Raw genomic sequence first — 25,447 nt, 5'->3', positions numbered from 1 at the left:
GACGTCGGCCTCCCCGCGGCGTGCGGGTCAGGCGTCGCCGCCTGCGATGCCGGTGGTGCCGGCGTTGACGTCGTCCAGGCGGTACTTCTCGTGCGCCTTCGCGGCCGTGCCCCGCTCGACCTCGCCCTCCTCCTCGAGGAGCTGCAGCGCGCGGACCACCATCGAGTGGGTGTCGATGAGGAAGTACCGACGGGCGGCGGCGCGGGTGTCCGCGAAGCCGAACTCGTCGGCGCCGAGCGCCGAGAAGCGGTTCGGCACGAACGGGCGGATCTGGTTCGTCCACGAGGTGGAGTAGTCCGAGGTGGCCACGATCGGGCCCTCGGCCCCCTGCAGCGCCTGCGTCACGTAGGGCACGCGCGGGGTGGCGGACGGGTCCTTCAGGGCGTCCTTCTCCGCCGCGACGGCGTCGCGGTACAGCTCGTTGTAGGAGGTCACCGACCACACGGAGGCGTTCACGCCCCACTCCTCGGAGAGGATCCGCTGGGCGTCGAGCGCCCACGGCACGGAGACGCCGGAGCCCAGGAGCTGGACCTTCGGGCCGTCGCCCTGGCCCTCGGAGAGACGGTAGATGCCCTTGAGCAGGCCCTCCACGTCGAGGCCCTCGGGCTCCTCGATGTGGGTGATCGGCTCGTTGTACACCGTGAGGTAGTAGATGACGTTGCGGACGTCGTCCCCGCGGTCGTGGTCGCCGTACATGTCCTCCAGGCCCTGGCGCACGATGTGGGCGATCTCGTACGAGTACGCCGGGTCGTAGTGCTTCACGGCCGGGTTCGTGGACGCCAGGACGGGGGAGTGACCGTCCATGTGCTGGGTGCCCTCGCCGGCGAGGGTGGTGCGCCCGGCGGTGGCGCCGATCATGAAGCCGCGCGCGAGCTGGTCGCCTGCGGCCCAGATGTTGTCCGCGGTCCGCTGGAAGCCGAACATCGAGTAGAAGATGTACACCGGGATCATCGGCTCGCCGTGCGTGGAGTACGCCGTGCCGATCGCGTTGAACGCCGCGGTGGCGCCGTCCTCGTTGATGCCGACGTGGTAGATCTTCCCCTGCGGGGACTCCTTGTAGGACAGGAACAGGTCCCGGTCCACGGACAGGTAGTTCTGCCCCTTGGGGTTGTAGATCTTCGCGGTCGGGAAGAACGAGTCCATGCCGAAGGTGCGGGCCTCGTCCGGGATGATCGGCACGAAGCGCGGTCCCATGTTCTTGTCCCGCATCAGGTCCTTGAGCAGGCGCACGAACGCCATGGTCGTGGCGGCCTGCTGCTTGCCCGATCCCTTGCGGGCCTGCTTGTACGCGGACTCCGGGGGCAGCGGGATCGCGTGGTAGTCGCTGCGCCGCTCCGGCACGAAGCCGCCCAGCTCCTTGCGCCGCTCCATCATGTACCTGATCTCCGGGGCGTCGGCACCCGGGTGGTAGTACGGGATGTTGTACGGGTCCTTCTCGATCTGCTCGTCCGAGATCGGGATGCGGTGGCGGTCCCGGAACACCTTGAGGTCGTCCACCGTCAGCTTCTTCATCTGGTGCGTGGCGTTGCGGCCCTCGAAGGACTTGCCCAGGCCGTAGCCCTTGATGGTGTGGGCCAGGATGACGGTGGGCTGGCCCTTGTGCTCCATGGCGGCCTTGTAGGCGGCGTAGACCTTCTTGTAGTCGTGGCCGCCGCGCTTGAGGCCCCAGATCTCGTCGTCGGTCATGTCCGCCACCATCTCCTTGGTGACGGAGGACCGGCCGAAGAAGTGGTCGCGCACGAAGCCGCCGGACTCGGCCTTGTAGGTCTGGTAGTCGCCGTCGAGCGTCTCGTTCATGATGCGCACGAGCTCGCCCTCGTCGTCGACCTCGAGCAGCGGATCCCACTCGCGGCCCCACAGGACCTTGATGACGTTCCAGCCGGCGCCCCGGAAGTAGGACTCCAGCTCCTGGACAATCTTGCCGTTGCCGCGCACCGGCCCGTCGAGACGCTGCAGGTTGCAGTTGATCACGAAGGTGAGGTTGTCGAGCTTGTCGTTGGCCGCGACGTGCAGCTGACCGCGCGACTCGGGCTCGTCCATCTCGCCGTCGCCGAGGAAGGCCCACACGTGCTGGTCGGAGGTGTCCTTGATGCCGTTGTTGTGCAGGTACCGGTTGGTCTGCGCCTGGAAGATGGCGTTCATCGGCCCCAGGCCCATGGACACGGTGGGGTACTGCCAGAAGTGCGGCATCATCCGCGGGTGCGGGTAGGAGGGCAGGGCGTGGCCCTGGCGGGACTTCTCCTGGCGGAAGCCGTCGAGGTCCTCCTCGGTCAGGCGGCCCTCGAGGAACGCGCGGGCGTAGTTGCCGGGCGAGGAGTGTCCCTGGAAGAAGATGTGGTCGCCGCCGCCCGGGTGGTCCTGACCGCGGAAGAAGTGGTTCAGGCCCACCTCGTAGAGGGTCGCCTGGCCCGCGTAGGAGGAGATGTGGCCGCCGACGCCGACGCCGTCGCGCTGGGCGCGCTGCACGAGGGCCATGGCGTTCCACCGCAGGTAGTTGCGGTAGCGGCGCTCGAGCTCCTCGTCGCCCGGGTACTCCGGCTCCTGGTCCGCCGGGATCGTGTTCACGTAGTCCGTGGTGGTCACGTAGGGCAGGGCGACGGACTGGGCGCTCGCGCGCTGCATGAGGGAGCGCATGATGTACTGCGCCCGCTCCGTGCCGCGCTCCTCGATGAGTCCGTCGAGGGACTCGATCCACTCCGACGTCTCCTGGGGATCCTTGTCCGGGAGCTGGTCGGTCAGACCGCTGCGGATCTGCGAGCTCTCTTCGGCTGCGCTCACGGTGCCTCCTGGTTCTCGTGCGGAGGGGTGCTCCGCGGTGGGCTGCGGGCAGACGATCCGGTCCGGGCCCGCGACGCCGAGCCGGGCGCGTCGCCCGGAGAGTGCGTCTGTTCCTCCCCAGAGTAGACCGGAGCCGCCGCGTCCGCCCGGCCGGAGGCCCCGGAACGGCGGCGTCCACGGCGTATGGTGGTCATCATCACCCGCTCGACGGCGCGGGCCGCAGTGCCCGCCACCATCAAGGAGGACCGGACACTATGCAGGCTGGGTCGACGCCGACCTCGACGGACAGCGCCCTGCTGGCGGAGCTCGCCCTCTCGAGGGGCGACCTGGTGCAGGAGTGGGGGTACGACGACGACGTCGACTTCACCTTCCGTGACGCGCTCGAGGACGCGCTCGGCGAGGAGCTGCTGACCGAGGAGGATCAGGAGCCGGCGGATGCCGTCCTCTTCTGGTGGCGCGCGGACGACGGCGACGTCATGGATCTCGCGGACGCCCTCGTGGACGCCCAGCGCTCCCTCGATGCCGGCCCCGTCTGGATCATGACCCCCCGCAAGGGTCGCGCCGGCCACGTCAGCCCGGCGGACGTCGCCGAGGCCGCCTCCACCGCGGGCCTGCACGCCACCACCGGGGCCGGCGCCTCCGAGGACTGGGCCGCTCAGAAGCTCGTCCAGAAGCGCGGTGGCTGAGGCTCCGTCCGGCGGGACGCGGGGCGCCGACGACGTCCCCGCGCTGCGCGACGACCACGGCCAGACGTGGCCGTGGCCGCCGACGCGCGGGCCCGAGGACGCCGCCGGGCCGCGGGGCACGTGGCTCGTCTTCCTGCCCGGGGCGTTCACGCCGGTGTGCACGGACGAGCTCGGCTGGATCGGGGCGCTCGCCGAGGACGTGGCGGTCGACGATGTGGCTGTCCGCGTGGTCTCGTGTGATGCCGCCCCCGTGCTGCGCCGCGTCCGCGAGGAGCTGGCACTGCCGGAGCCGCTCACCCTGCTCTCCGATTTCTGGCCCCACGGCGCGGCCTGCCGTGCCTTCGACGTCTTCGACGTGGAGACCGGGCGGCCCCGCCGCGTCTCCGTGCTGCTCGACGCGGACGGGGTCGAGGCCGCGCGCGTGGTCGCCGCCCCGGGACAGGCACGCACCCGGAGCGAGCACGAGGCGGCGACGCGCGACCTGCTCGCGGACCGGTAGCCTGGACGGACACCGGCACCTGTAGCTCAGTTGGTCAGAGCATCTCGTTTACACCGAGAGGGTCGGGGGTTCGAGTCCCTCCGGGTGCACCGATCGCGGGGCCATGACACGGCGTGACGCCGCGGCTCCGTCATGCCGACCGCCCGTCAGGCGCCTATGAGAGCATGCTCACCATCATGGGCTCCTCGTCAGCGTCCTCGCGCGCCTCCGCTCCGCCCTCGCGGTGGGCCGAGGTGCGCTCCGGCGTCGCCGTGACGTTGGGCGCCGGCCTCGGCCTGTTCCCGCTGGGCGTGGCCTTCGGGATGCTCGTGGTCCAGGCCGGGCTGCCCGCGTGGGTCGCACCCCTGTTCTCCGTGGTCGTGTTCGCCGGGTCCGTCGAGCTGCTGCTCGTCTCGCTGGTGGTGGCGGGCACGCCGCTGCTCACGATCGCCGTGACGGTGTTCCTGGTGAACTTCCGCCACGTGTTCTATGCGTTCAGCTTCCCGCTGCGCGTGGTCCGGGGGCGCCTCGCGCGGATCTACTCGATGGGTGCCCTGATCGACGAGGCCTACGCCATCGCCGCCGCCCGGCCCCGCGGTTGGACGGCGCCCCGGCTGCTGGCCATGCAGGTCGCTTTGCAGGCGTACTGGGTGCTCGGGGGCCTCGCCGGGGTGGCCGTGGCCTGGCTGCTGCCCGGGCCGGTGGAGGGCCTGGAGTTCGCGCTCGTCGCCCTCTTCATCGTGCTCGCCATGGACGCCGCCCGCACACGCGCCCAGCTGCCCCTCGTGCTGGCGGCCGCGGTCGCCGTCGGGGTGGCCCTGCTGCTGGCACCGGCACAGGTGCTCGTCGTCGCGTTCGCCCTCTACGCCGCGGTACTGATCGCGTTCCACGTGCTCGCCGCGCGCGGGACCGCCCTGCCGCTGCCCGAGCCCGTGCCCGTCACCGGACCGGTGCCCGTCGTCGCCGCGGTGGGGGAGCGGGCCGTCACGGATGCCGAGCCCGACGCCGAGGAGGATCCCCGATGACCGGCGCCGCCTACCTGGTGGCCGCGGCCGTCGTCGCGGGCCTCGTGACCTTCTGCCTGCGCGCGGTGCCGTTCGCCCTGCTGCAGCCGCTGCGGGAATCCGTGCTCGCGGCGCGGCTGGCGGTGTGGATGCCCGCCGGCGTGCTGACCATCCTGGCCCTGGTGATGCTGCTCGACGCCGCGGCGCTGGCCCCCGGAGAGCCCGTGGACGGGACGCGGGTGGCCCACGCACTGATCGCGGCGGCGGTGACGGTTGTCGTGCATCTGCTGGCCGGGCGGCGGACCCTGGTCTCGATCGCCGCCGGCACGCTGGCGTACGTGCTGGTGGTCAACCTGGCCTGACCGGCGGCGGGGCGGATTCGCCCAGGCGTTCGGCCCATGCGCGGGTCGCCGCGGCGAGGCGCCGGCCGTAGGCGGTGACCCCGTCTGACAGCGTCCCGGCGTTGTAGAGCGTCCCCGCCCGGGCGATCCCCTCCGCGGAGAGGTCGCCGCGCAGGTGACCGCGCAGGATCTCCAGCCCGAAGGCCAGGTTGTCCTCCGGCTCCCACAGGTGGAGGCCGTGCTCCGCCGCCTGCGCGAAGTACGGCGGCCACGTGATCTGCGCGGGCCCCACGCCGTTGGACTTCTCACCCTGCGCCACCCGGGCCACGAGCTCCTCGTAGCGTTCCCGGGTCACGGGGACGTCCGTCCCGCGCGGGGCGCTGTGCACACCGCCGGCGTCGTGCCCGAAGACGTTCCGGCCGCCGGACTCGAGCTCGGCCAGGGCCGCCGCCACCGCGAGGGGAACGTCCGCCCGGCGTGCGGCGGCCACGATCGCCGCGGCGTTGTCGAGGTGCCGGCCGAGCGTCGCCGTCGGGTCGGACGAGCGGTCGCGGGCGGAGCGGCGGGTGAGGAGGTCGCGGAGCAGGCCCATCGGTCCACCCTCCCGCAACGCGGGTTGAGTTGTCGCGGGTGACGGGCCCGCGCACCCGCGACAACTCAACCCGGGATGCGGGGCAGGGGCCGGGCGGCGGCGCGTCGTCGGCGTCCGGGGCGCACTAGGGTGGAGCGCATGTCCGCGACCCCCCTCGGCTTCTGGAAGCTGCCCGCCCGTCCCGACGGCGCCGCCCGTCACCTCGCCGTCATCACCGGGGGCGAGGCGCAGCAGACCATGCTCTTCCTCCAGGACGGGCAGTGGTCCATCCTCGCCCTCTTCCAGGACGAGCTGGCCGGCAAGGCCGCCGCCCGCACCCTGGACGCGCTCCTGCAGTCCGTCACCTGTCTGCGCATGGGCGGCCGCGACGTCCTCGACGGCGCCGACACCCCGAGGCCCGGTGTCGAGTGGGCCGGCGACGACCGCGAGTTCGAGGAGGCCGACGTGGCCGAGCAGCGCGACGTCGAGCCGCGCGGCCGGATCTGGATCCTCCCGGCCACGGACGGCGCCTCCGTCGGCCTCAAGCTTCCCGGGCACCGCCGGTACGACGACGCCGTCGCCCAGTTCGCCGACGTCGACGCGGCGCGTGCCGCCGTCGCGGCGATCGACGAGCTCCTGGGCGTCGGCCCGCGCGGCTGAGCCGGCCGGCGTTCGTCGGCCCGGGGTCGTGACCGTTCGCCTCCCAGGGTTCACCTGCTGTTCACCCGGCTGCGCTGCCGGGCCCGGCTTCCTCGTCCGCCGCCCACCCATAATGGTGTGAAGAGCACAGGCCGCGGCCCGCCTCCGTCGTACCGAGGAGGGGACGGGCGGGCACGGTGACGCACCCAGTGAAGGAGACGGTCCATGGAGCTGCTGCAGCCCGACGCCCCCCGCGAGAACCTGCGCGAGTTCATCGACAAGCTGCGCGACGGCGGCTACACCGTCTCGGACGGCCACACCAACGATCCCGACCTGATCGATCCGCAGGGCCGTGCCGTGGAGACGTGGAAAGAGGACTACCCGTACGAGACGCGCATGACGCGCGAGGAGTACGAGCTGGAGAAGTACCGCCTGCAGATCGAACTGCTCAAGCTGCAGTACTGGGGCGAGGACACCGGCCAGCGCCACATCATCGTCTTCGAGGGCCGCGACGCCGCCGGCAAGGGCGGCACCATCAAGCGCTTCACCGAGCACATGAACCCCCGCACCGCCCGCGTCGTGGCCCTCAACAAGCCCTCGGACCGCGAGCTCGGCCAGTGGTACTTCCAGCGCTACATCCAGCACTTCCCCACGGCGGGCGAGATCGTGCTGTTCGACCGCTCGTGGTACAACCGCGCCGGCGTCGAGCGCGTGATGGGCTTCGCCACGGACGAGCAGTACCGCCGCTTCATGAACCAGGTGCCGCTGTTCGAGAAGATGCTCGTGGACGACGGCATCCACCTCACCAAGTTCTGGTTCTCCGTGACACAGACCGAGCAGCGCACGCGCTTCGCGATCCGCCAGATCGACCCGGTCCGCCAGTGGAAGCTCTCGCCCATGGACCTCGAGTCCCTGGACCGCTGGGAGGCGTACACGGAGGCCAAGGAGGCCATGTTCCTCCACACGGACACGGACCACGCCCCGTGGATCTCCATCCGCTCCAACGACAAGAAGCGGGCCCGCCTCAACGCGATGCGCTACTTCCTGTCCCAGTTCGAGTACGAGGGCAAGGACCACGAGGTCGTCGGCACCCCGGACCCGCTGATCGTGCGCCGCGGCCGCGACGCCGTGGGGGACTGACCGCGGTCGACGTAGGCTGGGGGCGGGTCCGTGTCCGGCACGGCCCGTCCCACCGTCCGAGCCACAGGAGGCCCCCGCGATGACCGAGCAGACCACCACCGTCCCCGTCGGCGCCGCCGACATCGGCGTCACGGGCCTGGCGGTGATGGGCGCGAACCTCGCGCGCAACTTCGCCCGCCACGGCTACACGGTGGCCCTGCACAACCGCAGCCGGGCCCGCACGGACCAGCTCGTGGCCGAGCACGGTGACGAGGGCGCGTTCGTGGCGACGGAGACGCTCGCCGAGCTCGTGCAGTCCCTCGCCGTGCCGCGCCGGGTGCTCATCATGGTCAAGGCGGGCGCCCCCGTGGACGCCGTCATCGACCAACTCGTCCCCCTGCTGGACGAGGGCGACATCGTCATCGACGCCGGCAACTCCCATTTCGAGGACACCCGCCGCCGCGAGGCGGCCCTCGCCGAGAAGGGCCTGCACTTCGTGGGCGTCGGTGTCTCCGGCGGCGAGGAGGGTGCCCTGCACGGTCCGGCGATCATGCCCGGCGGTCCGGAGAAGTCCTACGAGGCCCTCGGCCCGATGCTCGAGAAGATCGCCGCGCAGTTTGAGGGGGAGCCGTGCTGCGCCTGGGTCGGCACGGACGGCGCCGGCCACTACGTGAAGATGGTCCACAACGGCATCGAGTACGCGGACATGCAGGTCATCGGCGAGGCCTACGACCTGCTGCGCCGTGTGGGCGGCCTCGAGCCCGCCGAGCAGGCCGAGGTGTTCACGGCGTGGAACCAGACCGACCTGGCCTCCTACCTCATCGAGATCACGGCCGAGGTGCTCGCGCAGGTGGACGCGGCCACGGGCCGCCCGCTCGTGGACGTGATCGTGGACGAGGCCGGGCAGAAGGGCACCGGCCGCTGGACCGCGATCTCGGGTCTCGACGTCGGCTCCCCGGTGGCCGCGATCGCCGAGTCCGTCTTCGCCCGCTCGCTGTCCTCTCAGCGCGCGGTGCGCCAGGTCGCCCGTGAGACCCTCGCGGCCGGCGTCGACGAGGAGGCGCAGCGCGCCCCGCAGGACACGGACACGTTCGTGGAGGACGTGCGCCAGGCGCTGTTCGCCTCCAAGCTCGTGGCCTACGCGCAGGGCATGGACATGCTCGCCGCCGCCGCCGAGGAGTACGGCTGGTCGCTGGACCTGGGCACCATCGCCTCGCTGTGGCGGGACGGCTGCATCATCCGCGCCGACCTGCTCGACGTGATCATGCAGGCCTTCGGCGGCCGCGACACCTCCCGCCACCCGGCGCCGGGCACCCGCGCCCCCGGCCAGCCGCTCAACCTGCTCTTCGCCCCCGAGTTCGCCCAGGCGATCGCCGAGGCCCTGCCGGCCTGGCGCCGCGTGGTCGGCACCGCCGTCGCCGCGGGCGTGCCGGTGCCGGTGTTCTCCTCGGCCCTGGCGTACTACGACGGCCTGCGGGCCGACCGCCTGCCGGCCGCCCTCGTGCAGGGCCAGCGCGACTACTTCGGCGCCCACACCTACCTGCGCGTCGATCGCGAAGGTTCCTTCCACACGCTGTGGTCCGGCGACCGCACCGAGGTGGACGGCGAGGGCGTGCCCGTCGTCATGCCGCAGCCGACCGAGGGCGACCCCACGCAGGACTGACCCGGCGTGGACCCGGCCCTCAGATCCAGAGGGCCGGGTCCACGTACTCCGCGGGGTCCACGAGCGGCTTGCCCTCGGACGGGCCCTTGCGCGGTCGGATGGTGGCCGGCACGCCGGTGGCGATCGCGTCGGCGGGGGTGTCCTTCACGACGACGGCGTTGGCGCCCACCGCCGTTCCCTCCCCGATCTCGACGGGTCCGAGGATCTTGGCGCCGGCCCCCACCACGACGCCGTCGCGCAGCGTGGGGTGCCGCTTCACCTTGGCCAGGGAGCGGCCGCCGAGGGTGACCCCGTGGTACAGCATCACGTCGTCGCCGATCTCCGCGGTCTCGCCGATCACGACGCCCATGCCGTGGTCGATGAAGAACCGACGACCGATCGACGCGCCGGGGTGGATCTCGATGCCCGTGGCCGCCCGCGTGACCTGCGAGAGCACGCGGGCGGGCATCTTCAGCCGGTCATGCCGCCACATCCGGTGCGCGACGCGGTGCGCCCACACGGCGTGCAGACCCGAGTAGACGAGGGCCACCTCGAGGTCACCGCGCGCCGCTGGGTCATGGCTGCGGACGGTCGCGATGTCTTCCTTGATGCGGGAGAACAGTCCCACGGGCGGCCCCTTCGGGTCGGTGCGGTCGGTGAGCGGGCGGCGGTCAGCCGCGGATGTCCTCGAAGAGGGCGGTGGAGATGTAGCGCTCGCCGAAGTCACACACGATGGCGACGATCAGCTTGCCCTCGGACTCGGGCTTGGCGGCCTCCTTGAGGGCGGCCGAGATGATCGCGCCGGTGGAGATGCCGCCCAGGATGCCCTCCTCGGTCCCGAGCCGACGGGCGGTCTCGATGGACTCCTCGAAGGTGGCCGGGTAGACCTCGTCGTAGAGGTCGGTGTCCAGGATCTCCGGCACGAAGTTCGCGCCGATGCCCTGGATCTTGTGCGGGCCGGCCTGGCCGCCGGAGAGGATGGGGGAGTCGGCCGGCTCGACGGCGATGAGCTTCACGTCCGGCTTCTGCTCGCGCAGGTACCGGCCCGCGCCCGTGATGGTGCCGCCGGTGCCGACGCCGGCGATGAACACGTCCACGGCACCCTCGGACGCGTCCCAGATCTCCGGGCCGGTGCCCGTGTAGTGGGCCTGGATGTTGGCCTGGTTCGCGAACTGCTGGGCCCAGATGGAGTTCGGGGTGCTGCGGACGATCTCCTGGGCGCGCTCGAGGGCCCCGCGCATGCCGTCTGCACCGGGGGTCAGCACGATCTCGGCGCCGAACGCCTTGAGCATCACGCGGCGCTCGGTGGACATGGTCTCGGGCATGGTCAGGATCACGCGGTAGCCGCGTGCCGCGCCGACCATGGCCAGGGCGATGCCGGTGTTGCCGGAGGTGCCCTCCACGATGGTGCCGCCGGGGGTCAGCTCGCCGGCCGCCTCCGCGGCGTCGACGATGGCGGTGCCGATGCGGTCCTTCACCGAGTTGGCCGGGTTGTAGAACTCGACCTTCACGGCGACGTCGCCGGGCAGGTCCTTCGCGAGGCGGTTCAGCCGGACCAGGGGCGTGTTGCCGACCGCCTGGGTGATGTCGTCAAGGATGCGGGCCATGGTGATACCTCCGGTGGTGGTGCGCCTCGGGGCGCGGGCGATCTAGTGGGTGTTCCTGCGTCAGGCTATCGAGCCGCGGCGGCGCTCAGGCGTCCACGAGCCACGCGGAGTAGTTCCGGCGCACCTTCGCGAGCTTCGGATCGATGACCACACGGCAGTATCCGTTGGAACGGCGCCGCGCATAGAAGTCCTGGTGGATGTCTTCGGCCGGGTGCCACGCGGACGCCGGCTCGACGCGTGTGACGATGGGGCTGTCATAGTTCGCCTGTGCCCGGGCGATCTCGTCCGCGAAGAACCGGGCCTCGGCCTCGTCGTGGGCGAAGACGGCCGATCGGTACTGGGTGCCGACGTCGGCCCCCTGGCGGTTCAACGACGTGGGGTCGTGGCCGGTGAAGAACAGGTCCATGATCACCTCGGGCGGCACGACGGCGGCGTCGAAGCGCACGCGGACCGCTTCGGCATGGCCGGTGGTCCCGGTGCACACGGACTCGTAGCTCGGGGCGGGGTCGTCGCCTCCGGTGTAGCCGGACTCGACGGCGAGCACGCCCCGCACGCGACGGTAGACGGCGTCGAGGCACCAGAAGCAGCCGCCGGCGAGCGTCAGCTCGCGGACGTCGGCGGGCGCGTCGGAGGCGCCGAGGGGCTCGGTACGGGGGGAGTCGGTCATGGCAGGCACAGCAACGCGGCCCGCGCTTTTCATTCCCGACGACGCCGCCCCGTGGCCTCACCCAGGGCCGCCGGGGCGTGCGCGCCCGGGCCGGGTGGGCCATCATGGCCGGTATGACCGTGTCCCGCCCCGCCGTCCCCGCCTCGCCGGTGCATGCCCTGGCCCCGCCGACGCTCGGGCAGGTCCTCGAGGTCGTCCAGGGGCTGTGGCCGCGGGAGCTGGCGGAGCCGTGGGACGCCGTCGGGCCGGTGGCCGGGCGCCCGGAGTCGCCGGTGCGGACCGTCCTGTGGGCGCTGGATCCCGTGCAGGCCGTGGCCGACGAGGCCGTCGCCCGCGGGGCCGACCTCGTGGTCACCCACCACCCGCTCCTGCTGCGCGGGACCTCGTCCGTCGCCGCCGTCGGACACGCCGCCGCCGCGAAGGGCCGCCTGCTGCACACCCTGATCGAGCACCGCATCGCCCTGCTCGCCGCGCACACCAACGCCGACGCCGTCGTGGACGGCGTCTCGGACGTGCTGGCCCGTGCCGTCGGCGTCACCGGGGCGCTCTCGCCCCTGACGACCTCTGCCGCCGGCACCGGGGCCGAAGGCATCGGCCGGGTGGGCGACCTGCCCGAGGAGACCGACCTGGCCGCCTTCGCCCGGGCCGTGCACGCGGCGTTGCCCGCCACGGCCGGCGGCGTGCGCGTGGCGGGCGATCCCGCCCAGCGCATCCGCCGCGTCGCCGTGTGCGGCGGTGCCGGAGACAGCCTCTTCGACGCGGTCCGCGCGTCCGGCGCGGACGTCTACGTCACCGCCGATCTGCGCCACCACCCGGCCTCGGAGGCCCGGGAGACGGCCGCGCCGGGGGAGGGACGTCCCGCGCTCGTGGACGTCTCGCACTGGGCGAGCGAGTCCCTATGGCTCGAGCACGGCGCCCGCGCCCTGGAGGCCGCCCTGGCGGAGCGGGGACTGGGCGTCACCACCCTGTTCTCAGATCACCGCAGCGACCCCTGGGACTTCCTGGTCGGGGGAGAGCGGGCCGACGAGGGGAGTCACGCATGAGTGAGGTCACCGCACCGCCGGCCGTCCAGGCCCGGCTGCTGGAGCTGCAGGAGCTCGACACGGCCCTGGACCAGGCCCGCGCCGCCGTCCGTCGGCTCAAGGCAGACCCGGAGCACGCCCGGCTGCGCGCCCGCGCGCTGGAACTCGAGGAGGCGTTGCCCGGCCTCGAGGATGCCGCCCGCACCGCCGACCGGGCGGGGGCCGAGGCCACCGAGAAGGCCGCCGCCACCCGCGCCCGTCGGGACCGGACCCGGGAGCGGCTCGAAGCGGGCCAGGGCGGGTCCAAGGAGCTGCAGGCCATGCAGCACGAGGACGACACGCTCACCGCACTGCTCGATGACCACGAGGCCGCGGCGCTCGAGGCCATGGAGGCCGCCGACGCCGCCGAGTCCCGGCTCGCGAAGGGCCACGCCGCTCTGGAGCAGGCACGGGCCGAGGTCGAGGCCCGCGCGGCGGAGGTGCGCCGCGAGGGGCAGGCCGTGACCCAGCGTGGCCGGGACCTCACCCAGCGCCGGGCGGCGTTGGCCGCGGAGTTCCCCGCGTCGTTGCTGGCCCTGTACGAGCAGGCGCGGGAGCGCAACGGCGGCATCGGCGCGGCCCGGCTCGTCGGGAACCGGTCCGCGGCCGCGGGCACGGAGCTGTCACCGGCGGAGGTCGCGCGCATCCGGGCCCTCCCGCCGGCCGCCGTCGCCCGCTGCCCCGAGTCCGGCGCCATCCTCATCCGGGACTGACCCCGGGCCCCGCCCCCGGCGCGGTCAGTAGAGTGGGGGGCCGCGTCGGACGGCGCGACCACGGACACGAGGAGGCGCACGGTGAGCGGACGAGTCCTGCAGGTGGAGGCCGACGGCGGGTCGCGGGGCAACCCCGGCGTCGCCGGCTACGGCGCCCTGGTGCGCGACCCGGCCACAGGCGAGATCCTCCGGACCGACGCCGCTCCGCTGGGGAAGGCGTCCAACAACGTGGCCGAGTACTCCGGGCTCGTGGCCGGGCTGCGGATGGCCCGGGACCTCGACCCGGAGGCCCGGGTGCACGTGCTGATGGACTCCAAGCTCGTGGTGGAGCAGATGTCCGGGCGGTGGAAGATCAAGCACGACGACATGCGGCGCCTCGCGGCCGAGGCCCGGGCCGTGCTGCCCCCCGAGCGCGTCAGCTACGAGTGGATCCCGCGCAACCGGAACAAGGACGCCGACCGCCTCTCCAACGAGGCCATGGACGCCGGCGCGCGGGGCGGCCAATGGGACGCGGGCGCGTCCGAGGTGCCGGTCGCGGCCCCCGCGGCCGCGGGGTCGACCGCCGCGGAGGCGTCCACGACCTCCGCGTCGGCGGTGGCCGGGTCCGGCCTCGAGGCCGACGCGGACGTCCGGGCCGCGGAGGCGGACGGGCCCGACGCCGTCGCCTCGCCGGAGGATGCGACCCCGGTGCCCGCGCCCACGGGACGGCTGCATCACGTGGAGATCTGGGTCGCCGACCTCGCGGCGGCCGAGGCGAGCCTCGGCTGGCTGTTCGGCGAGCTCGGCTACGTGCCCGGCGAGGGGTGGGCCGAGGGCCGGACGTACCAGGGGGCGGGGGAGTACCTCGTGCTCGAGGCCGGGCCCGACGTCGCCGCGGGCGCCCACGAGCGCACCCGCCCGGGACTGAACCACCTGGCCTTCCGGGCCGGATCGCGCACCCGCGTGGACGAGCTCACCGCCGCCGCGCGCGGCCGGGGGTTCCGTCTGCTCTTCGAGGACCGCCACCCGCACGCCGGGGGAGCGGACCACTACGCCGCCTACCTCGAGACCGCGGACGGCTTCGAGGTGGAGCTGGTGGCCGTCGAGGACTGAGGCCGCGTCCGGGCAGACCGCGCCTCGCCCGGGATCATCCCTCGGGCAGGATCACCCGCAGCGCGCCGGGCTTGCCGCCGGACGGCCGGGCCAGCTCGACCTCCCAGCCGGGGCCGTCCCCGGCCCGCGCGACCACGTCCGCGACGCGGTCCAGCGTCGAGGTCTCCCGCGCCCCCGCCTCCAGGAGCGCGCGGGCCACGAGGCCGCGGGTGTGCTTGGCGAAGTGCGAGACGACGGTCCGCTCGCCGTCGCGCAGCTGGAACACGTCGACCGCGAGGGTCCGCTCCGCCGGTGCCCGCCACTGGGCCGCGTAGCCTCCGGAGCGGCAGTCGACGACGGGCCCGCCGTCCCGTGCGGCGAGCGCGTCGAGGGCGGGGGTCAGGACGGGGCGCCAGTGCGCGGCCAGCCCGGGCAGCCCGGGCAGCTTCGCGCTGACGGGCAGCCGGAAGGCGGGGATCCGGTCCGCCAGCGCGGTGGCGCCGAACAGCGCGGAGAAGACCAGCACGGACAAGCGGGCGCGGCGCTTCGCCGCCGCCGACAGCGAGGCGTGGTCGAGCGCGTCGAAGAGCACGCCCGTGAACACCCGGTGACCGGGCGCGGCGGGGGCGACGGCCAGGCGCGTGTTCGCCTCGACCTCGCCGGCGAGCGACGCTCCGACGCCGAGGGTTGTCAGGGCATCCGGGGCGGCCGAGACCGCGGCGAGCCGCGTGAGCAGGTCCGCGCGGGCGCCCGTCACCGCGGCGTCGTCGGCCAGGGCGAGGGAGTCGAGGTCGAGCGGGGCCCCGGAGCAGGGTGCGGTCTTGCCCTCGGAGGGCGGCAGCAGGATCAGCACCGGGCCAGCCTAGCCAGGCGCCCCCGGACCGACGCGCGGACGGGCCGGGCCGACGTCGTCGTCCGGACCTGGCACAGTGGTGGGGTCCGCACAGCCGCCCCGCATCCCAGGAGTCGCCCGATGACCGCCATGAACGTGTTCGGTGTGGTGTACCCGTTCGTCCTGCTCGTGATCGCGGCCGCCGTGTGGCTCGGGGTCCGCTCCAGCGGGCGGGAGCGCACGCACGCCTCCGCTCTGGAGCACCGCCTGCGGGAGCGCACCTTCACGGGGCAGGACCGCGTGACGCTCGAATGGCCCCGGGACCGGCGACGCCCGAGCCTGGCGAAGGTCGTCTCGATCGGCGAGTCGTACGGGTACCGGCTGCTGGACAAGCGGGAGCGCGAGCACGTGGTGGAGCTCGAGTTCGAGCGGATCCTCGACGACGAGGGGTTCTGACCCCAGCCGGGGGCCGTGAGGCGGGACGGACCGGCTGTAAGCCGGGTTCTGTGCCTCGCGCGCGTTGCCCCGCGCGAGGTGACGGCCATCCATCTGGGCCCGCCATCGCTGACGGGCTCGAGCGGCCAACCCGGACGCTGGGGCGAGCAGCCCTCGTGACGCGTCCTGTTCGGCCTTGCACCGGATGGGGTTTACCGAGCCGGCCCCGTCACCGGGGCCGCTGGTGGTCTCTTACACCACCCTTTCACCCTTACCGCCGCGCACACGGCGCGGAGGCGGTCTTCTCTCTGTGGCACTGGCCCGCGGGTCGCCCCGGGTGGATGTTGTCCACCATCCTGCTCTGCGGTGCCCGGACTTTCCTCGCACCCCCGCAGGGGCACGCGGCCGTCCGCCGATCCGTCCCGACCGACCAGTCTACGCCCCGCCGAGGCCGCGGGGCCGCTGCGGACGCGTCCTCGCCTAGAATGGAGGCGCCCGCCGACAACGAGGTCGGGGGATGGGGCCTGCCCAGGACGGCCCCGCCAGGTTTCAAGGAAGGACTCCCGTGGCAGACACCGCCTCGACCCAGACCCCCGAGTGGAACACGCAGCAGAAGCTCGCGGAGAAGATGGTCCCCCTGCTGGGCACCCTGTACCGCGAGCACAACGTGGTCACCTCGATCTACGGGCGCTCCCTCGTGAACCGCGGCGTGATCGACATCATCAAGGCCCACCGCTACGCCCGCCGCGTGCAGCAGGCTCCGCTGAGCGTCGAGTCCACCTACCCGCTGGTCGAGGCCATGGCTGCGATGGACCTGGGCGCCGCCACCATCGACCTGGCCGAGCTGGCCGCCAAGCAGAAGGCCTCGGGCCAGGACGTCCAGGCCTTCCTGGACGCCGAGCTCGCCGAGGTCAAGGGCAAGGCCGGTGAGGGCCTGGGCGAGACCCAGGACGTCGTGCTCTACGGCTTCGGTCGCATCGGCCGCCTGCTGGCCCGCATCCTCCTCGACCACGCCGGCGGTGGCTCCAAGCTGCGCCTGCGTGCCGTCGTCGTGCGCAAGAACTCGGAGGACGACCTGATCAAGCGCGCCTCCCTGCTGCGCCGCGACTCGATCCACGGCCCGTTCGACGGGACGATCGTGGTGGACGAGGACCGCGGCGTGATCACCGCCAACGGCACCGAGATCCAGGTCATCTACTCGAACGACCCGACCACGGTGGACTACACCTCCTACGGCATCAAGGACGCGCTGGTCGTCGACAACACCGGACGCTGGCGCGACGACGAGGGCCTGTCCCAGCACCTGCAGGCCAAGGGCGCCGCGAAGGTCCTGCTCACCGCCCCGGGCAAGGGCGAGATGAAGAACATCGTGTTCGGCGTGAACTCGGACGACATCACGCCCGAGGACACCATCATCTCGGCGGCCTCCTGCACCACCAACGGCATCACCCCGGTGCTCAAGGTCATCCAGGACGACTACGGCATCGACCACGGCCACGTGGAGACCGTGCACGCCTACACCAACGACCAGAACCTCGTGGACAACTTCCACAAGGGCGCCCGTCGTGGCCGTGCCGCCGGCATGAACATGGTGCTCACCGAGACCGGCGCCGCCAAGGCCGTGGCCAAGGCCCTGCCCGAGCTCAAGGGCAAGCTCTCCGGCAACGCCATCCGCGTCCCCACCCCGGACGTGTCCATGGCCATCCTGAACCTGGAACTGACCACGCCCACCTCGGTGGAGGAGCTCAACGCCCGCCTGAAGCAGGAGTCCCTCACCGGCCCCCTGCGCGGCCAGGTCGGCTACGTGGACTCCCCGGAGGTCGTGTCCACCGACTTCGTCGGCTCGGACCGCGCCGGCGTCGTGGACGGCCTGGCGACCCTCGTGAACAACGACGGCAAGAACGCCATTCTCTACGTCTGGTACGACAACGAGTATGGCTACTCGCACCAGGTGATCCGCGTGGTGGAGAAGATGGCGGGCCAGCAGATTCCCGCCTTCCCGCAGGCCTGACCCGCCGATGACCGACGGCCCGTCCCCGCAGAGGGGACGGGCCGTCGTCGTGTGCCGACCGGGCCGGACGTCGGGCCGAGGCTCAGGCCTCGTCGTCCCCGTGCTCGCCGTCAGGGCCGTGTTCGTGGTTGTCGGCGTCGTGGCCGAAGGGGTCCTCGTCCGTGCCGGGCAGCCACGTCACACCGGGCACGTTCAGACGCTCGGCCCGCTGCGCGCGCTTCCAGCGCCGCTGCCACTTGCCCTCGAGCCGGTTGACGTAGAGGGTGCCGTTGAGGTGGTCGTACTCGTGCTGCATGATGCGCGCGAACCAGCCCTCGGCCTCGAACTCGAACATCTCGCCGTCCACGCGCTGGCCGGACAGGCGCACGCGGGTCGGGCGCTGCAGGGGGAAGCCGAGCCCGGGCACCGAGAGGCAGCCCTCGGTGTGCTCGTCCGGGTGAGGCTCCTCCCGCGGCGCCTTGTCCAGGTGCGTCAGCACGGGGTTGATCACGTGGCCCACGTTCGGCGCGTCGCCGGAGTCCGGGAACGTCCACGTGAAGATCCGCAGCCCGACCCCGACCTGCGGGGCGGCCAGGCCCACGCCGTGCGCGGCGTCCTGCGTCACGTACATGTCCTCGATCAGCTCGCGGATCTCGTCGTCGATCACCTCCACCTCGGCCGCGCGCCGGTGCAGCACGGGCTCGCCGTAGACGGTGATGGGACGGATGGAGGCCATGGCACTGCGCTTCCCGGCCCGGGCTGCGGGCCTGCGTGGGTGGGGGGACGGGGGAGTCCCCAGCCTACCGCCGGGGACACCACGACGACGGCCGTCATTCCGCGGCGAGGGCCTCCAGCGCCTCCGGGTCCAGCAGCGCCACCCGCGGGCCCGCCATGGCGATCAGGCCGTCGTCGGCGAGGCGGCGCAGCCCGCGGCTGAACGCCTCGGGGGTGGTGCCCAGCAGCGAGGCGACGTCCTTCTTCGGCGCGGCCAGCACCACGACGAGGTCGGCCTCGTCCCGGAGGGCCGGCAGGCCGAGCAGATGTCCGGCGATCCGTGCGGTGACAGGCTGACGCTCCCGGGCCAGCCGTTGTTCAGCCTCGGCCAGGCGGACGGCCAGCGTCCGCATCACGCGTCCCCCGATGCCCGGATGCTCGGCCAGGAGTCGGGCGACCTCGGCGTGGGAGAAGGTGCACAGGCGGGTCGCGGCCACGGCGCGCGCCCCGTGCCGGGCCGGCTCGCCCGTGAGGAACTCGTGCTCGCCCACGGAGTCCCCGGGCTCGACCATCCGCACCACGCGTTCCCGGCCGGTCGCTGAGCCGAGCGTCAGCGCCAGGCGGCCGCTGTGCACGACGCACAGGCGGTCCGTGCGGTCACCGGCCAGGTGCAGGGCATCGCCGGCCTCGAGCACGAGCGGCCGCGCCAGGGCGGAGACCCGGCGCAGCTGCTCCAGATCCAGCCCGGTGAACAGCGGGACCCGGGCCGCGCACGGCTCTGGTTCATCCACGGGGATGAGGGGCAGGTCGATACGCACGCCATCAGCCTCCCACACGGCGGCTTGACCGCGGTCAAGGCGGGCCCGCCGTCCCCTTCGTAGCGTCAGTGACATCCCCGGAGGCCGGGGATCGGACCGGGCACCCGCCCGTCCGCTCAGCCTCATCGGCGGCCGCGCCGGTGACGACCCACAGGAGTGACCATGACCCCCACCACGCACACCCTGCTCCGCGCCGAGGGCTTCAGCTGCCCCTCGTGCGTCCGGAAGATCGAGAAGGCCCTCGACGCCCTGCCCGGCGTGACCGGCGCGCAGGTCCACTTCGAGACCCAGCGCATCGAGGTCGACCACGACCCGCAGACCACCACTGCCCAGGACCTCGTCGAGGCCGTCGCCAAGGTCGGCTACACCGCCCGGCCGTCGGCCTTCTGACACCGCCCCGCCCCCGACGAACGGAGCCCGCCATGCCCACCCCCGCCGTCACACGTCCGGGCCGCACCCGTGCCCGGCTCACGTTGTCCCGCCGCTGGCGGCGCCCCGTGGTGGCCGGCCTGCTGATCGCCGTCTCACTCGTGCTGGCGCCCGAGCAGCTGGCCCACGGGACCGGACACCTCGTGGCGGCGGGCCTGATGCTCGCCGCCGCCGTCGTGGCCGGCCTGCCGATCGCGCGCGACGCGATCGCCGCCCTGCGGGTGAAGACCGTCGGCATCGACCTGCTCGTCGCCACCGCCGCGATCGGCGCGTCACTGCTCGGCAATTTCTGGGAGGCCGCCGCCGTGACCTTCCTCTTCGCCCTCGGCCACGGCCTCGAGGACGCGACCCTGTCTCAGACTCGCTCGGCGCTCGCGGACCTCGTGTCCACGGCGCCCGAGACCGCCGTCGTCGTGGACGCAGACGGGACGCAGCGCACCGTGCCCGCCCACGAGGTGGCCCCCGGCGCGACCGTCCTCGTCAAGGCCGGCGCCCGGGTGCCGGTGGACGGCGTGGTGCTCACCGGGGTCGGCGCCGTGGACGAGGCATCCATCACGGGCGAGTCCATCCCGGCGGAGAAGACCGACGGCGACGCCGTGTACGCGGGCACCGTGGCCACGGCAGGCCTGCTGCAGGTGGAGGCGCGGGGCGTGGGCGCCGACACCACGCTGGCGCGCATCATCCACCGCGTCGAGGCGGCGCAGGAGGCCCGCGCTCGGACCCAGCGGTTCATGGACCGCTTCTCCCGCTGGTACACCCCGGCGATCATGGTGCTGGCCTTCGCGACCGGTCTGATCACGCGGGACGTCCCCCTGGCCCTGACCCTGCTGGTCATCGGCTGCCCGGGCGCCCTCGTGATCTCCATCCCGGTCGCGATCGTGGCGGGGATCGGCCGCGGCGCCAAGGACGGCGTGCTCATCAAGGGAGGGGAGTTCCTCGAGCGCTCCGCGAAGGTCGACGCCGTCGCCGTCGACAAGACCGGCACACTCACCTCGGGCACCCCCGAGCTGACAGACGTCGTCGCGTTCGAGCCCGGGGCCGAGGACGAGGTGCTGCGCTGGGCCGCACGGCTCGAGGCGGCCTCGGACCACCCGTTGGCCGCGCCGGTCGTCGCGGCGGGCCGGGACCGCGGCCTGCTGGACGGCCCGCTGGCCACCGATGTGGACGTCGTCCTCGGCCGCGGGCTCACCGGAGAGGTGGACGGCCGTGTCGTCGCCGTGGGCAACGTGGCGCTGCTGCGCGAGCGCGGCGTGGATCCGGCCGCGACCGACCGGGTCGAGACCGTCGCGGCCGAGCTCGCGGAGGCGGGCCGGACCCCGGTGGCGGTCGTCGTCGACGGCATCCCGCTCGGCGTCCTCGCCATCGCAGACACCCTCCGGTCCGAGGCCGCGGGCATGATCCGGGCGCTGCACGGGATCGGCGTCCGCGAGGTTGTGATGCTGACCGGCGACCAGCCCGGCGTCGCGCAGGCCGTGGCCCGGCAGGTGGGCGTCGACGACGTACGGGCGGGCCTGCTGCCTCAGGACAAGCTCGAGGCGATCGAGGCCCTGCAGGCCGAGGGCCGCGTCGTCGCGATGGTCGGTGACGGCGTCAACGACGCCCCGGCCCTGGCGACGGCGGACATCGGCGTGGCCATGGGCGCGGCCGGCTCCGGTGTGGCCATCGAGACCGCGGACATCGCCCTGATGGGCGACCGGCTCGAGCGGCTGCCGCAGGCGCTCGATCTGGCCCGGCGCACGGTGCGGGTGATGCGGCAGAACACCGCGATCTCCCTCGTGACCGTCGTGGCCCTGCTGGCCGGCGTCTTCGCCGGCGGCGTCACGATGGCCGTCGGCATGCTCGTGCACGAGGCGTCCGTGCTGCTGGTCATCGTGAACGCGATGCGCCTGCTGCGGCGCCCGGGTCAGCCCAGGTCCACGACCTCGAACTCGAGCAGGTCGGCGCCCGTGGCGACCGGCGCCGGGCGGCCGCCCTGCTCGGCGGCGTGAGCGGCGGGCATGCGCCCGTCCCGCCAGCGCTGGAAGTCCTCCTCCGACGCCCACGTCGTGACCACGAAGTAGCGGTCCTCGCCCGCGGTGGGCCGGAGCAGCTGGAAGCCCTCGAAGCCCGGCTCCTGGTCCACCGCGTGCTTGCGGGCAGCGAACCGCTTCTCGAGTTCCGGGCCGGCGCCCTCGGGGACGCTGATGGCGTTGATCTTCACGACGGACATGGGCAGGCCTCCTCGTCGGTGTGGGTGCGGCGTCGGGTCGACGCCCTCACCGGCCGACTCTACGCCCGGCGGCGGACCGGGGATCCGTCGAACGGTTGACGCCCGGCGGCGTCAGCCCTGTGAAGCTGAGCCGTGGAACCGGCCGCGGGGGACCCCGGGCGGCCCTGCTCGAGGCAGCCTCCTCGCGGCGGGCGCCTCGAGCGGGGGCATGCTGATTGGGGCCCGGGCCGTCCAGGCCGCGGGCGCGTTCCTCTCGGGCGCCGTGGCCCGTCACCTGGCGGCTCGGTTCAGCGCCCCGGGCACCATGCTGATCGGGCGGGGCCTGGAAGTGGCCGGGGTCGTGGTGCTCGCCCTGCTCCTGGGCCCGGACACCTCAGGTTGGCTCGGCCCTGGGCACCGCGTTCGCCGGGGCCACCCTGTCCATCGCCCTCGCCGCCGCGCTCCCCGCGGCCCTGGACGACGCCGGCCTCACCGGTCCGGCGGCCGACTCGCTCGCCTCAGCCACGCGGGGCTCGGCCGGCACCACGATCCCGCAGCTGCGGGCGCAGGGCGAGCGCGGCCCGCTCGAGGAGCACACGGGGCCGCCGTCGACGCGCTCACGGCCGGCTTCGCCGACGCGGCGCGCTGGGCACTGCTCATCGCGGCCGTGTTCCTCGTGCTCGGATTCATCGGCGCGCTGCGGCTGCGGCGGGCGTCCGGGAACCCCTGAGCACACGAAGAAGCCCCCGGAATCCGCATGATTCCGGGGGCTTCGAGTGGGATGAGGGACGAGGATTGAACCCGGCTGGACACGCCCCGGCCTGGCTGAATCATGCGGGACGGTGGGCCACGCGCCCCGGTTTGAACAGGTCGTGTTCGGTGGACGGGGGCTACCAGGGTTGCATTCGGGAGAGGTGACGGGGGTTCCCGCGCGTGGAGCCGGAATCGAAGCCGCCCCACCACCAGGGGAGGTGGCGGGAGCGGGAGCCGCAGCGGTCACGGGATTGGCCGCGGCAGGCGGCGGCCGCACGAAGGGGATGGCGGGCGGCGCCGAGGCCCAGCGTAGCCCGGGCGGGACGGCACGGTTACGGGTAAATCCGCGACACGGAAGGCCAGCTTCTCCCTATGCTGAAGCAGTGCACCTCGCCCTGCTGACTGCGTCCGCAATTTCCTCGCTCCCCATCTGGGCGCAGTGGATTTCCGCCCTCGCGCCCGTGGGAACCGCCACCGCCGTCATCGTTGCCTTCCTCGCCTACCTCCAGAAGAAGCGCTCTGACGACCGTGCGGACTGGTGGGCCCGCGCCGTGAAGGCCATGGAACTGATGACGGCCGAAGAGACCACCTCCGTGAACGCCGGCATGGCCCTGGCCAGCCACATCATCGACAGCGAGACGGCCTCCGACAAAGACCGGGCCATGTTCGCGGAGGTTGTCGACAGGATCGTCGACGACATCATCCAGGACAGCGTGCAGGTGGAGAGACGGGTGGCCAAGGAGAAACGGCTGCACCGCCAATCGCGCAGCGGTGGCTTCCTCAACAACGTGCGCACCGGATGTCCCTGGCTCCGCGGTCACACCCAGTAGCCTCTAGTTGTTACATCCACACCGGCTCTACACTCGTCTTCAACACCCGGAGGTGACCACCATGACTGCCCAGCTCTCGTCGAACGCGCCCCGCCCCCGCGACTCGAGCGCCTACGTGACCGTTCATAGCCGCGGCGGGCAGAAGGTCTTCGTCCGCGACGCCGCTAAGCGAGAGACCCTCCGGCGCGCTGACGCGCTCCTGGTGAAGCTGGCCTCCTCCAAGACTGGCGAGACCACCGAGACACGGCGCGGCCGCCGCTCGGCCTGACCCAGACGCACGAGAGCGCCCCCGCACTCCCTTGAAGGGAGGACGGGGGCGCTTCGTCGTGGGGCCGGTCAGTCGGTGACGCGATGGCGAGGGCTGCGGCCGAGTTCGCGCACGAACGAGCCTTCGGCCACCTAGTCGTTCGGGAGCCAGCGCCGACGTCGGAGCCCTCGCGGATCTCGACGACGTCGCCCACCGGCACGGTCGCGTTCTGGGCCGCCCAGCGAAGGCCAGGCTGGACCATGCCGACGACGGAGAGGCCGACAGCGATGGAGAACGCCGCCCAGTCGGGTAGGTCAGCGAGGATGGCCGCGCCGGCCACCTGTCCGTTCGTGACCACATGGTGCTGCAGCTGTGGGGCCGCGCGTGACCGGGCCGCTGAGCACCTGGTCAGGTTGCGGGGGACGGCGCTGGCGATGTGCGTGGCCACGCTCTCCGAGGACCCCGTGGCGACCGCCGCCTACCCTGTGGTCACGCGGCGTGCGGGGGGCAGACCCGCGGGCGCGCGGTGCGGGCGGCCTCGCGGCGGTAGCCGGCCAGGGTGCCCTCGCTGCAGTGAACGGCGCGGGCCAAGACGTAGCGGTCGAGGCACTGGGCGAGCGTGGGTACGTCCTCGGTGCCGTCGGCGTGGGCCTCGAGCGGGCGACGTCCGGGCCCTGGGCGGGGTCCTCGATGATCGCCTTGATGCGGAGCGCCCCCGTCTCGGAGAGCATGGCTGGCATCTGCCGGAAGCGGCCGCGCTCGTAGTAGCCCACCCGGAAGGTGGTCACGCCCTTCTTCGACGTGCGCGTGCTGATGGTTGCCATGACTCGCTCTCCTCGGTCCCGTCGCTCACGCGGAGGCCGCTCCGGCCCCGCGGGGTGCCGAACACAACCATGGACGCAACCACGAACACGATGAGGGAACGAGAAAGCCCCCGGAACCAGTAAGGATTCCGGGGGCTTCGGGTGGGGTGAGCGACGGGGATTGAACCCGCGACCTTCTGGACCACAACCAGACGCTCTGCCGACTGAGCTACGCCCACCATGCCTGCTTCACACGGACGGATCCGCGCGGCGCAGCGGGGTCCACAGTACACGAGATCCCGCGCAGCGCCGAATCGGGGCACTAGGGCCGGGAGTGCCTGCTCAGGCCTGCGCCCCGGACACCACCTCCGCGATGGCGCGGGCCTCCTCCGTGGTGGGGCCGGGGGCGGGGGCCATGACGGCGGCCCGGTAGTAGCGCAGCTCGGTGATGGAGTCCTTGATGTCCCCGAGGGCGCGGTGGCCGCCGGTCTTGGCGGGGGCCTGGTAGTAGGCGCGCGGGTACCAGCGGCGGGCCAGCTCCTTCACGGTGGACACGTCCACGATCCGGTAGTGCAGGTGGTCGACGACGGCGGGCATGTAGCGGGCGAGGAACAGCTTGTCCTGGCCCACCGTGTTGCCGGCCAGCAGGCCCTTGCCGGCGGGCACGCGGGCGGCGATGTACTCGAGCACGCGCGCGGCGGCGTCGTCGAGCTCGAGGCCCTCCGCCAGCTCCGACAGCAGGCCGGAGGTGGTGTGCATGTCCCGGACGAACGGGTCCATCTGCTCGAGGGCCGCCTCGGAGGGACGGATCACCAGGTCGATGCCCTCGTCCAGGATGTTCAACTCGGCGTCCGTGATGAGCACCGCCACCTCGACGAGCTCGTCGACCTGGGGGTGCAGGCCGGTCATCTCGCAGTCGATCCAGACCAGGGGGGCGCTCTCCGGCGTGGGGGTGCTCGTCTCGCTCATGCCCCCAGGCTACTCGCGTGTCACGATGGTAGATTCGAGCGAGCCGCGCCCTCGCGCGCCCT

The 25,447-nt window shown here is 72.9% G+C and carries 28 protein-coding genes, 2 tRNA genes and 1 other RNA gene; 19 read left to right on the top strand and 12 right to left on the bottom strand.

Features of this window, described 5'->3' with window-relative positions; genetic code table 11:
- Positions 1 to 27: 27 nt before the first annotated feature.
- Positions 28 to 2,778, bottom strand: a complete 2,751-nt coding sequence (gene aceE, locus SOY78_RS07935; RefSeq protein ID WP_324701405.1) for a pyruvate dehydrogenase (acetyl-transferring), homodimeric type — start codon at positions 2,776 to 2,778, stop codon at positions 28 to 30.
- Between the two features lie 254 nt (positions 2,779 to 3,032).
- On the opposite strand from aceE, the gene SOY78_RS07930 reads away from it, so the two are divergent.
- From SOY78_RS07930 to SOY78_RS07910, 5 genes are all read left to right on the top strand, one after another.
- Positions 3,033 to 3,464 (top strand): DUF3052 domain-containing protein, encoded by a 432-nt coding sequence (locus SOY78_RS07930; protein ID WP_036381274.1) that lies wholly within the window; start codon positions 3,033 to 3,035, stop codon positions 3,462 to 3,464.
- Complete coding sequence (locus SOY78_RS07925; RefSeq protein ID WP_324701404.1) at positions 3,457 to 3,963, top strand: redoxin domain-containing protein; 507 nt, start codon at positions 3,457 to 3,459, stop codon at positions 3,961 to 3,963. Before SOY78_RS07930 ends, SOY78_RS07925 begins: the two co-directional genes overlap by 8 nt.
- Positions 3,964 to 3,978: 15 nt before the next feature.
- Positions 3,979 to 4,052, top strand: a tRNA-Val gene (locus SOY78_RS07920).
- Between the two features lie 75 nt (positions 4,053 to 4,127).
- Complete coding sequence (locus SOY78_RS07915; RefSeq protein ID WP_145951560.1) at positions 4,128 to 4,967, top strand: AzlC family ABC transporter permease; 840 nt, start codon at positions 4,128 to 4,130, stop codon at positions 4,965 to 4,967.
- Positions 4,964 to 5,308, top strand: coding sequence for an AzlD domain-containing protein (locus SOY78_RS07910; RefSeq protein WP_324701403.1), 345 nt, complete (start codon positions 4,964 to 4,966; stop codon positions 5,306 to 5,308). Before SOY78_RS07915 ends, SOY78_RS07910 begins: the two co-directional genes overlap by 4 nt.
- Here SOY78_RS07910 and SOY78_RS07905 read toward each other — a convergent pair.
- On the bottom strand, positions 5,295 to 5,879 hold the full coding sequence (locus SOY78_RS07905; RefSeq protein ID WP_250161890.1) for a hypothetical protein: 585 nt from the start codon (positions 5,877 to 5,879) through the stop codon (positions 5,295 to 5,297). The genes SOY78_RS07910 and SOY78_RS07905 overlap by 14 nt on opposite strands.
- Before the next feature lie 138 nt (positions 5,880 to 6,017).
- Here SOY78_RS07905 and SOY78_RS07900 point away from each other — a divergent pair, with 138 nt between their 5' ends.
- The 3 genes from SOY78_RS07900 to gndA all read left to right on the top strand — a co-directional run bounded on the left by SOY78_RS07900 (position 6,018) and on the right by gndA (position 9,279).
- Positions 6,018 to 6,518, top strand: a complete 501-nt coding sequence (locus SOY78_RS07900; RefSeq protein WP_324701402.1) for a hypothetical protein — start codon at positions 6,018 to 6,020, stop codon at positions 6,516 to 6,518.
- 204 nt (positions 6,519 to 6,722) lie between these two features.
- Entirely contained in the window at positions 6,723 to 7,637 is a 915-nt protein-coding gene (gene ppk2, locus SOY78_RS07895) for a polyphosphate kinase 2 (protein WP_036340172.1), read from the top strand.
- Between the two features lie 79 nt (positions 7,638 to 7,716).
- A complete protein-coding gene (gene gndA / locus SOY78_RS07890) occupies positions 7,717 to 9,279 on the top strand; it encodes an NADP-dependent phosphogluconate dehydrogenase (RefSeq protein ID WP_324701401.1) in 1,563 nt (520 codons plus the stop codon).
- 19 nt (positions 9,280 to 9,298) lie between these two features.
- On the opposite strand, the gene epsC is transcribed toward gndA, so the two are convergent.
- The 3 genes from epsC to msrA form a co-directional block, all read right to left on the bottom strand.
- Entirely contained in the window at positions 9,299 to 9,886 is a 588-nt protein-coding gene (gene epsC / locus SOY78_RS07885) for a serine O-acetyltransferase EpsC (RefSeq protein WP_145951556.1), read from the bottom strand.
- A gap of 43 nt (positions 9,887 to 9,929) precedes the next feature.
- Complete coding sequence (gene cysK / locus SOY78_RS07880) at positions 9,930 to 10,865, bottom strand: cysteine synthase A (protein ID WP_002856838.1); 936 nt, start codon at positions 10,863 to 10,865, stop codon at positions 9,930 to 9,932.
- 85 nt (positions 10,866 to 10,950) lie between these two features.
- Positions 10,951 to 11,532, bottom strand: coding sequence for a peptide-methionine (S)-S-oxide reductase MsrA (gene msrA, locus SOY78_RS07875; RefSeq protein ID WP_036312770.1), 582 nt, complete (start codon positions 11,530 to 11,532; stop codon positions 10,951 to 10,953).
- A gap of 113 nt (positions 11,533 to 11,645) precedes the next feature.
- Here msrA and SOY78_RS07870 point away from each other — a divergent pair, with 113 nt between their 5' ends.
- From SOY78_RS07870 to SOY78_RS07860, 3 genes are all read left to right on the top strand, one after another.
- Positions 11,646 to 12,575 carry a Nif3-like dinuclear metal center hexameric protein gene (locus SOY78_RS07870; RefSeq protein ID WP_036381326.1) on the top strand — a complete coding sequence of 310 codons (930 nt, stop codon included), beginning with the start codon at positions 11,646 to 11,648 and terminating at the stop codon, positions 12,573 to 12,575.
- Entirely contained in the window at positions 12,572 to 13,306 is a 735-nt protein-coding gene (locus SOY78_RS07865) for a zinc ribbon domain-containing protein (RefSeq protein WP_036381299.1), read from the top strand. Before SOY78_RS07870 ends, SOY78_RS07865 begins: the two co-directional genes overlap by 4 nt.
- Before the next feature lie 81 nt (positions 13,307 to 13,387).
- The gene (locus tag SOY78_RS07860; RefSeq protein ID WP_036381302.1) at positions 13,388 to 14,398 is read left to right on the top strand and encodes a reverse transcriptase-like protein; all 1,011 of its coding nucleotides are present in this window, start codon (positions 13,388 to 13,390) and stop codon (positions 14,396 to 14,398) included.
- 34 nt (positions 14,399 to 14,432) lie between these two features.
- Here SOY78_RS07860 and SOY78_RS07855 read toward each other — a convergent pair whose 3' ends face one another.
- Entirely contained in the window at positions 14,433 to 15,230 is a 798-nt protein-coding gene (locus SOY78_RS07855; protein WP_036381305.1) for a YaaA family protein, read from the bottom strand.
- Between the two features lie 120 nt (positions 15,231 to 15,350).
- On the opposite strand from SOY78_RS07855, the gene SOY78_RS07850 reads away from it, so the two are divergent.
- The gene (locus SOY78_RS07850) at positions 15,351 to 15,665 is read left to right on the top strand and encodes a hypothetical protein (RefSeq protein ID WP_036381307.1); all 315 of its coding nucleotides are present in this window, start codon (positions 15,351 to 15,353) and stop codon (positions 15,663 to 15,665) included.
- A 21-nt stretch (positions 15,666 to 15,686) separates the two neighbouring features.
- Here SOY78_RS07850 and rnpB read toward each other — a convergent pair.
- An RNA gene (gene rnpB / locus SOY78_RS07845) (RNase P RNA component class A) lies at positions 15,687 to 16,065 on the bottom strand.
- Positions 16,066 to 16,209: 144 nt separating this feature from the next.
- Between rnpB and SOY78_RS07840 the strand changes: the two genes are divergently transcribed.
- Positions 16,210 to 17,655, top strand: a complete 1,446-nt coding sequence (locus SOY78_RS07840) for a glyceraldehyde-3-phosphate dehydrogenase (protein WP_036381309.1) — start codon at positions 16,210 to 16,212, stop codon at positions 17,653 to 17,655.
- Positions 17,656 to 17,737: 82 nt separating this feature from the next.
- Here SOY78_RS07840 and def read toward each other — a convergent pair whose 3' ends face one another.
- A complete protein-coding gene (gene def / locus SOY78_RS07835) occupies positions 17,738 to 18,370 on the bottom strand; it encodes a peptide deformylase (protein WP_324701400.1) in 633 nt (210 codons plus the stop codon).
- A 94-nt stretch (positions 18,371 to 18,464) separates the two neighbouring features.
- Positions 18,465 to 19,166: a Crp/Fnr family transcriptional regulator gene (locus SOY78_RS07830; RefSeq protein ID WP_235186465.1), complete on the bottom strand. Its 702-nt coding sequence runs from the start codon at positions 19,164 to 19,166 to the stop codon at positions 18,465 to 18,467.
- Positions 19,167 to 19,328: 162 nt separating this feature from the next.
- Between SOY78_RS07830 and SOY78_RS07825 the strand changes: the two genes are divergently transcribed.
- Positions 19,329 to 19,556, top strand: a complete 228-nt coding sequence (locus SOY78_RS07825; RefSeq protein ID WP_036381311.1) for a heavy-metal-associated domain-containing protein — start codon at positions 19,329 to 19,331, stop codon at positions 19,554 to 19,556.
- Positions 19,557 to 19,588: 32 nt separating this feature from the next.
- Positions 19,589 to 21,583, top strand: coding sequence for a heavy metal translocating P-type ATPase (locus SOY78_RS07820; protein WP_268738490.1), 1,995 nt, complete (start codon positions 19,589 to 19,591; stop codon positions 21,581 to 21,583).
- Here the strand turns inward: SOY78_RS07820 and SOY78_RS07815 are convergent.
- Positions 21,499 to 21,804 (bottom strand): antibiotic biosynthesis monooxygenase family protein, encoded by a 306-nt coding sequence (locus SOY78_RS07815; protein WP_010078879.1) that lies wholly within the window; start codon positions 21,802 to 21,804, stop codon positions 21,499 to 21,501. The two genes, SOY78_RS07820 and SOY78_RS07815, sit on opposite strands and share 85 nt — an antisense overlap.
- Before the next feature lie 208 nt (positions 21,805 to 22,012).
- Between SOY78_RS07815 and SOY78_RS07810 the strand changes: the two genes are divergently transcribed.
- The 4 genes from SOY78_RS07810 to SOY78_RS11780 all read left to right on the top strand — a co-directional run bounded on the left by SOY78_RS07810 (position 22,013) and on the right by SOY78_RS11780 (position 24,560).
- Positions 22,013 to 22,513 (top strand): hypothetical protein, encoded by a 501-nt coding sequence (locus tag SOY78_RS07810; RefSeq protein ID WP_052007140.1) that lies wholly within the window; start codon positions 22,013 to 22,015, stop codon positions 22,511 to 22,513.
- Positions 22,514 to 22,919: 406 nt separating this feature from the next.
- Positions 22,920 to 23,366: a hypothetical protein gene (locus SOY78_RS07805; RefSeq protein WP_036384865.1), complete on the top strand. Its 447-nt coding sequence runs from the start codon at positions 22,920 to 22,922 to the stop codon at positions 23,364 to 23,366.
- Between the two features lie 61 nt (positions 23,367 to 23,427).
- Complete coding sequence (locus SOY78_RS07800; protein WP_036384866.1) at positions 23,428 to 23,634, top strand: hypothetical protein; 207 nt, start codon at positions 23,428 to 23,430, stop codon at positions 23,632 to 23,634.
- Between the two features lie 83 nt (positions 23,635 to 23,717).
- Positions 23,718 to 24,560 carry a DUF3263 domain-containing protein gene (locus SOY78_RS11780; protein WP_396824291.1) on the top strand — a complete coding sequence of 281 codons (843 nt, stop codon included), beginning with the start codon at positions 23,718 to 23,720 and terminating at the stop codon, positions 24,558 to 24,560.
- Positions 24,561 to 24,579: 19 nt separating this feature from the next.
- Here SOY78_RS11780 and SOY78_RS07795 read toward each other — a convergent pair.
- A tRNA-His gene (locus SOY78_RS07795) sits at positions 24,580 to 24,655 on the bottom strand.
- Between the two features lie 103 nt (positions 24,656 to 24,758).
- On the bottom strand, positions 24,759 to 25,385 hold the full coding sequence (gene orn, locus SOY78_RS07790; protein WP_036384868.1) for an oligoribonuclease: 627 nt from the start codon (positions 25,383 to 25,385) through the stop codon (positions 24,759 to 24,761).
- Positions 25,386 to 25,447: the final 62 nt, after the last annotated feature.

The sequence above is a fragment of the Micrococcus sp. HOU01 genome (genome assembly GCF_035609305.1).
Lineage (GTDB): Bacteria > Actinomycetota > Actinomycetes > Actinomycetales > Micrococcaceae > Micrococcus > Micrococcus luteus.
This window is presented reverse-complemented; position numbering and strand designations above follow the sequence as displayed.

Coding starts and splice junctions, on each gene's coding strand:
- SOY78_RS07820 (WP_268738490.1), top strand. CDS start 19,589: ATGCCCACCCCCGCCGTCACACGTCCGGGCCGCACCCGTGCCCGGCTC.
- def (WP_324701400.1), bottom strand. CDS start 18,370: ATGGCCTCCATCCGTCCCATCACCGTCTACGGCGAGCCCGTGCTGCAC.
- SOY78_RS07905 (WP_250161890.1), bottom strand. CDS start 5,879: ATGGGCCTGCTCCGCGACCTCCTCACCCGCCGCTCCGCCCGCGACCGC.
- SOY78_RS07850 (WP_036381307.1), top strand. CDS start 15,351: ATGACCGCCATGAACGTGTTCGGTGTGGTGTACCCGTTCGTCCTGCTC.
- gndA (WP_324701401.1), top strand. CDS start 7,717: ATGACCGAGCAGACCACCACCGTCCCCGTCGGCGCCGCCGACATCGGC.
- SOY78_RS11780 (WP_396824291.1), top strand. CDS start 23,718: ATGGCGAGGGCTGCGGCCGAGTTCGCGCACGAACGAGCCTTCGGCCAC.
- SOY78_RS07870 (WP_036381326.1), top strand. CDS start 11,646: ATGACCGTGTCCCGCCCCGCCGTCCCCGCCTCGCCGGTGCATGCCCTG.
- SOY78_RS07910 (WP_324701403.1), top strand. CDS start 4,964: ATGACCGGCGCCGCCTACCTGGTGGCCGCGGCCGTCGTCGCGGGCCTC.
- SOY78_RS07815 (WP_010078879.1), bottom strand. CDS start 21,804: ATGTCCGTCGTGAAGATCAACGCCATCAGCGTCCCCGAGGGCGCCGGC.
- SOY78_RS07800 (WP_036384866.1), top strand. CDS start 23,428: ATGACTGCCCAGCTCTCGTCGAACGCGCCCCGCCCCCGCGACTCGAGC.
- SOY78_RS07900 (WP_324701402.1), top strand. CDS start 6,018: ATGTCCGCGACCCCCCTCGGCTTCTGGAAGCTGCCCGCCCGTCCCGAC.
- SOY78_RS07825 (WP_036381311.1), top strand. CDS start 19,329: ATGACCCCCACCACGCACACCCTGCTCCGCGCCGAGGGCTTCAGCTGC.
- cysK (WP_002856838.1), bottom strand. CDS start 10,865: ATGGCCCGCATCCTTGACGACATCACCCAGGCGGTCGGCAACACGCCC.
- SOY78_RS07810 (WP_052007140.1), top strand. CDS start 22,013: ATGCTGATTGGGGCCCGGGCCGTCCAGGCCGCGGGCGCGTTCCTCTCG.
- SOY78_RS07915 (WP_145951560.1), top strand. CDS start 4,128: ATGCTCACCATCATGGGCTCCTCGTCAGCGTCCTCGCGCGCCTCCGCT.
- SOY78_RS07865 (WP_036381299.1), top strand. CDS start 12,572: ATGAGTGAGGTCACCGCACCGCCGGCCGTCCAGGCCCGGCTGCTGGAG.
- orn (WP_036384868.1), bottom strand. CDS start 25,385: ATGAGCGAGACGAGCACCCCCACGCCGGAGAGCGCCCCCCTGGTCTGG.
- msrA (WP_036312770.1), bottom strand. CDS start 11,532: ATGACCGACTCCCCCCGTACCGAGCCCCTCGGCGCCTCCGACGCGCCC.
- ppk2 (WP_036340172.1), top strand. CDS start 6,723: ATGGAGCTGCTGCAGCCCGACGCCCCCCGCGAGAACCTGCGCGAGTTC.
- SOY78_RS07930 (WP_036381274.1), top strand. CDS start 3,033: ATGCAGGCTGGGTCGACGCCGACCTCGACGGACAGCGCCCTGCTGGCG.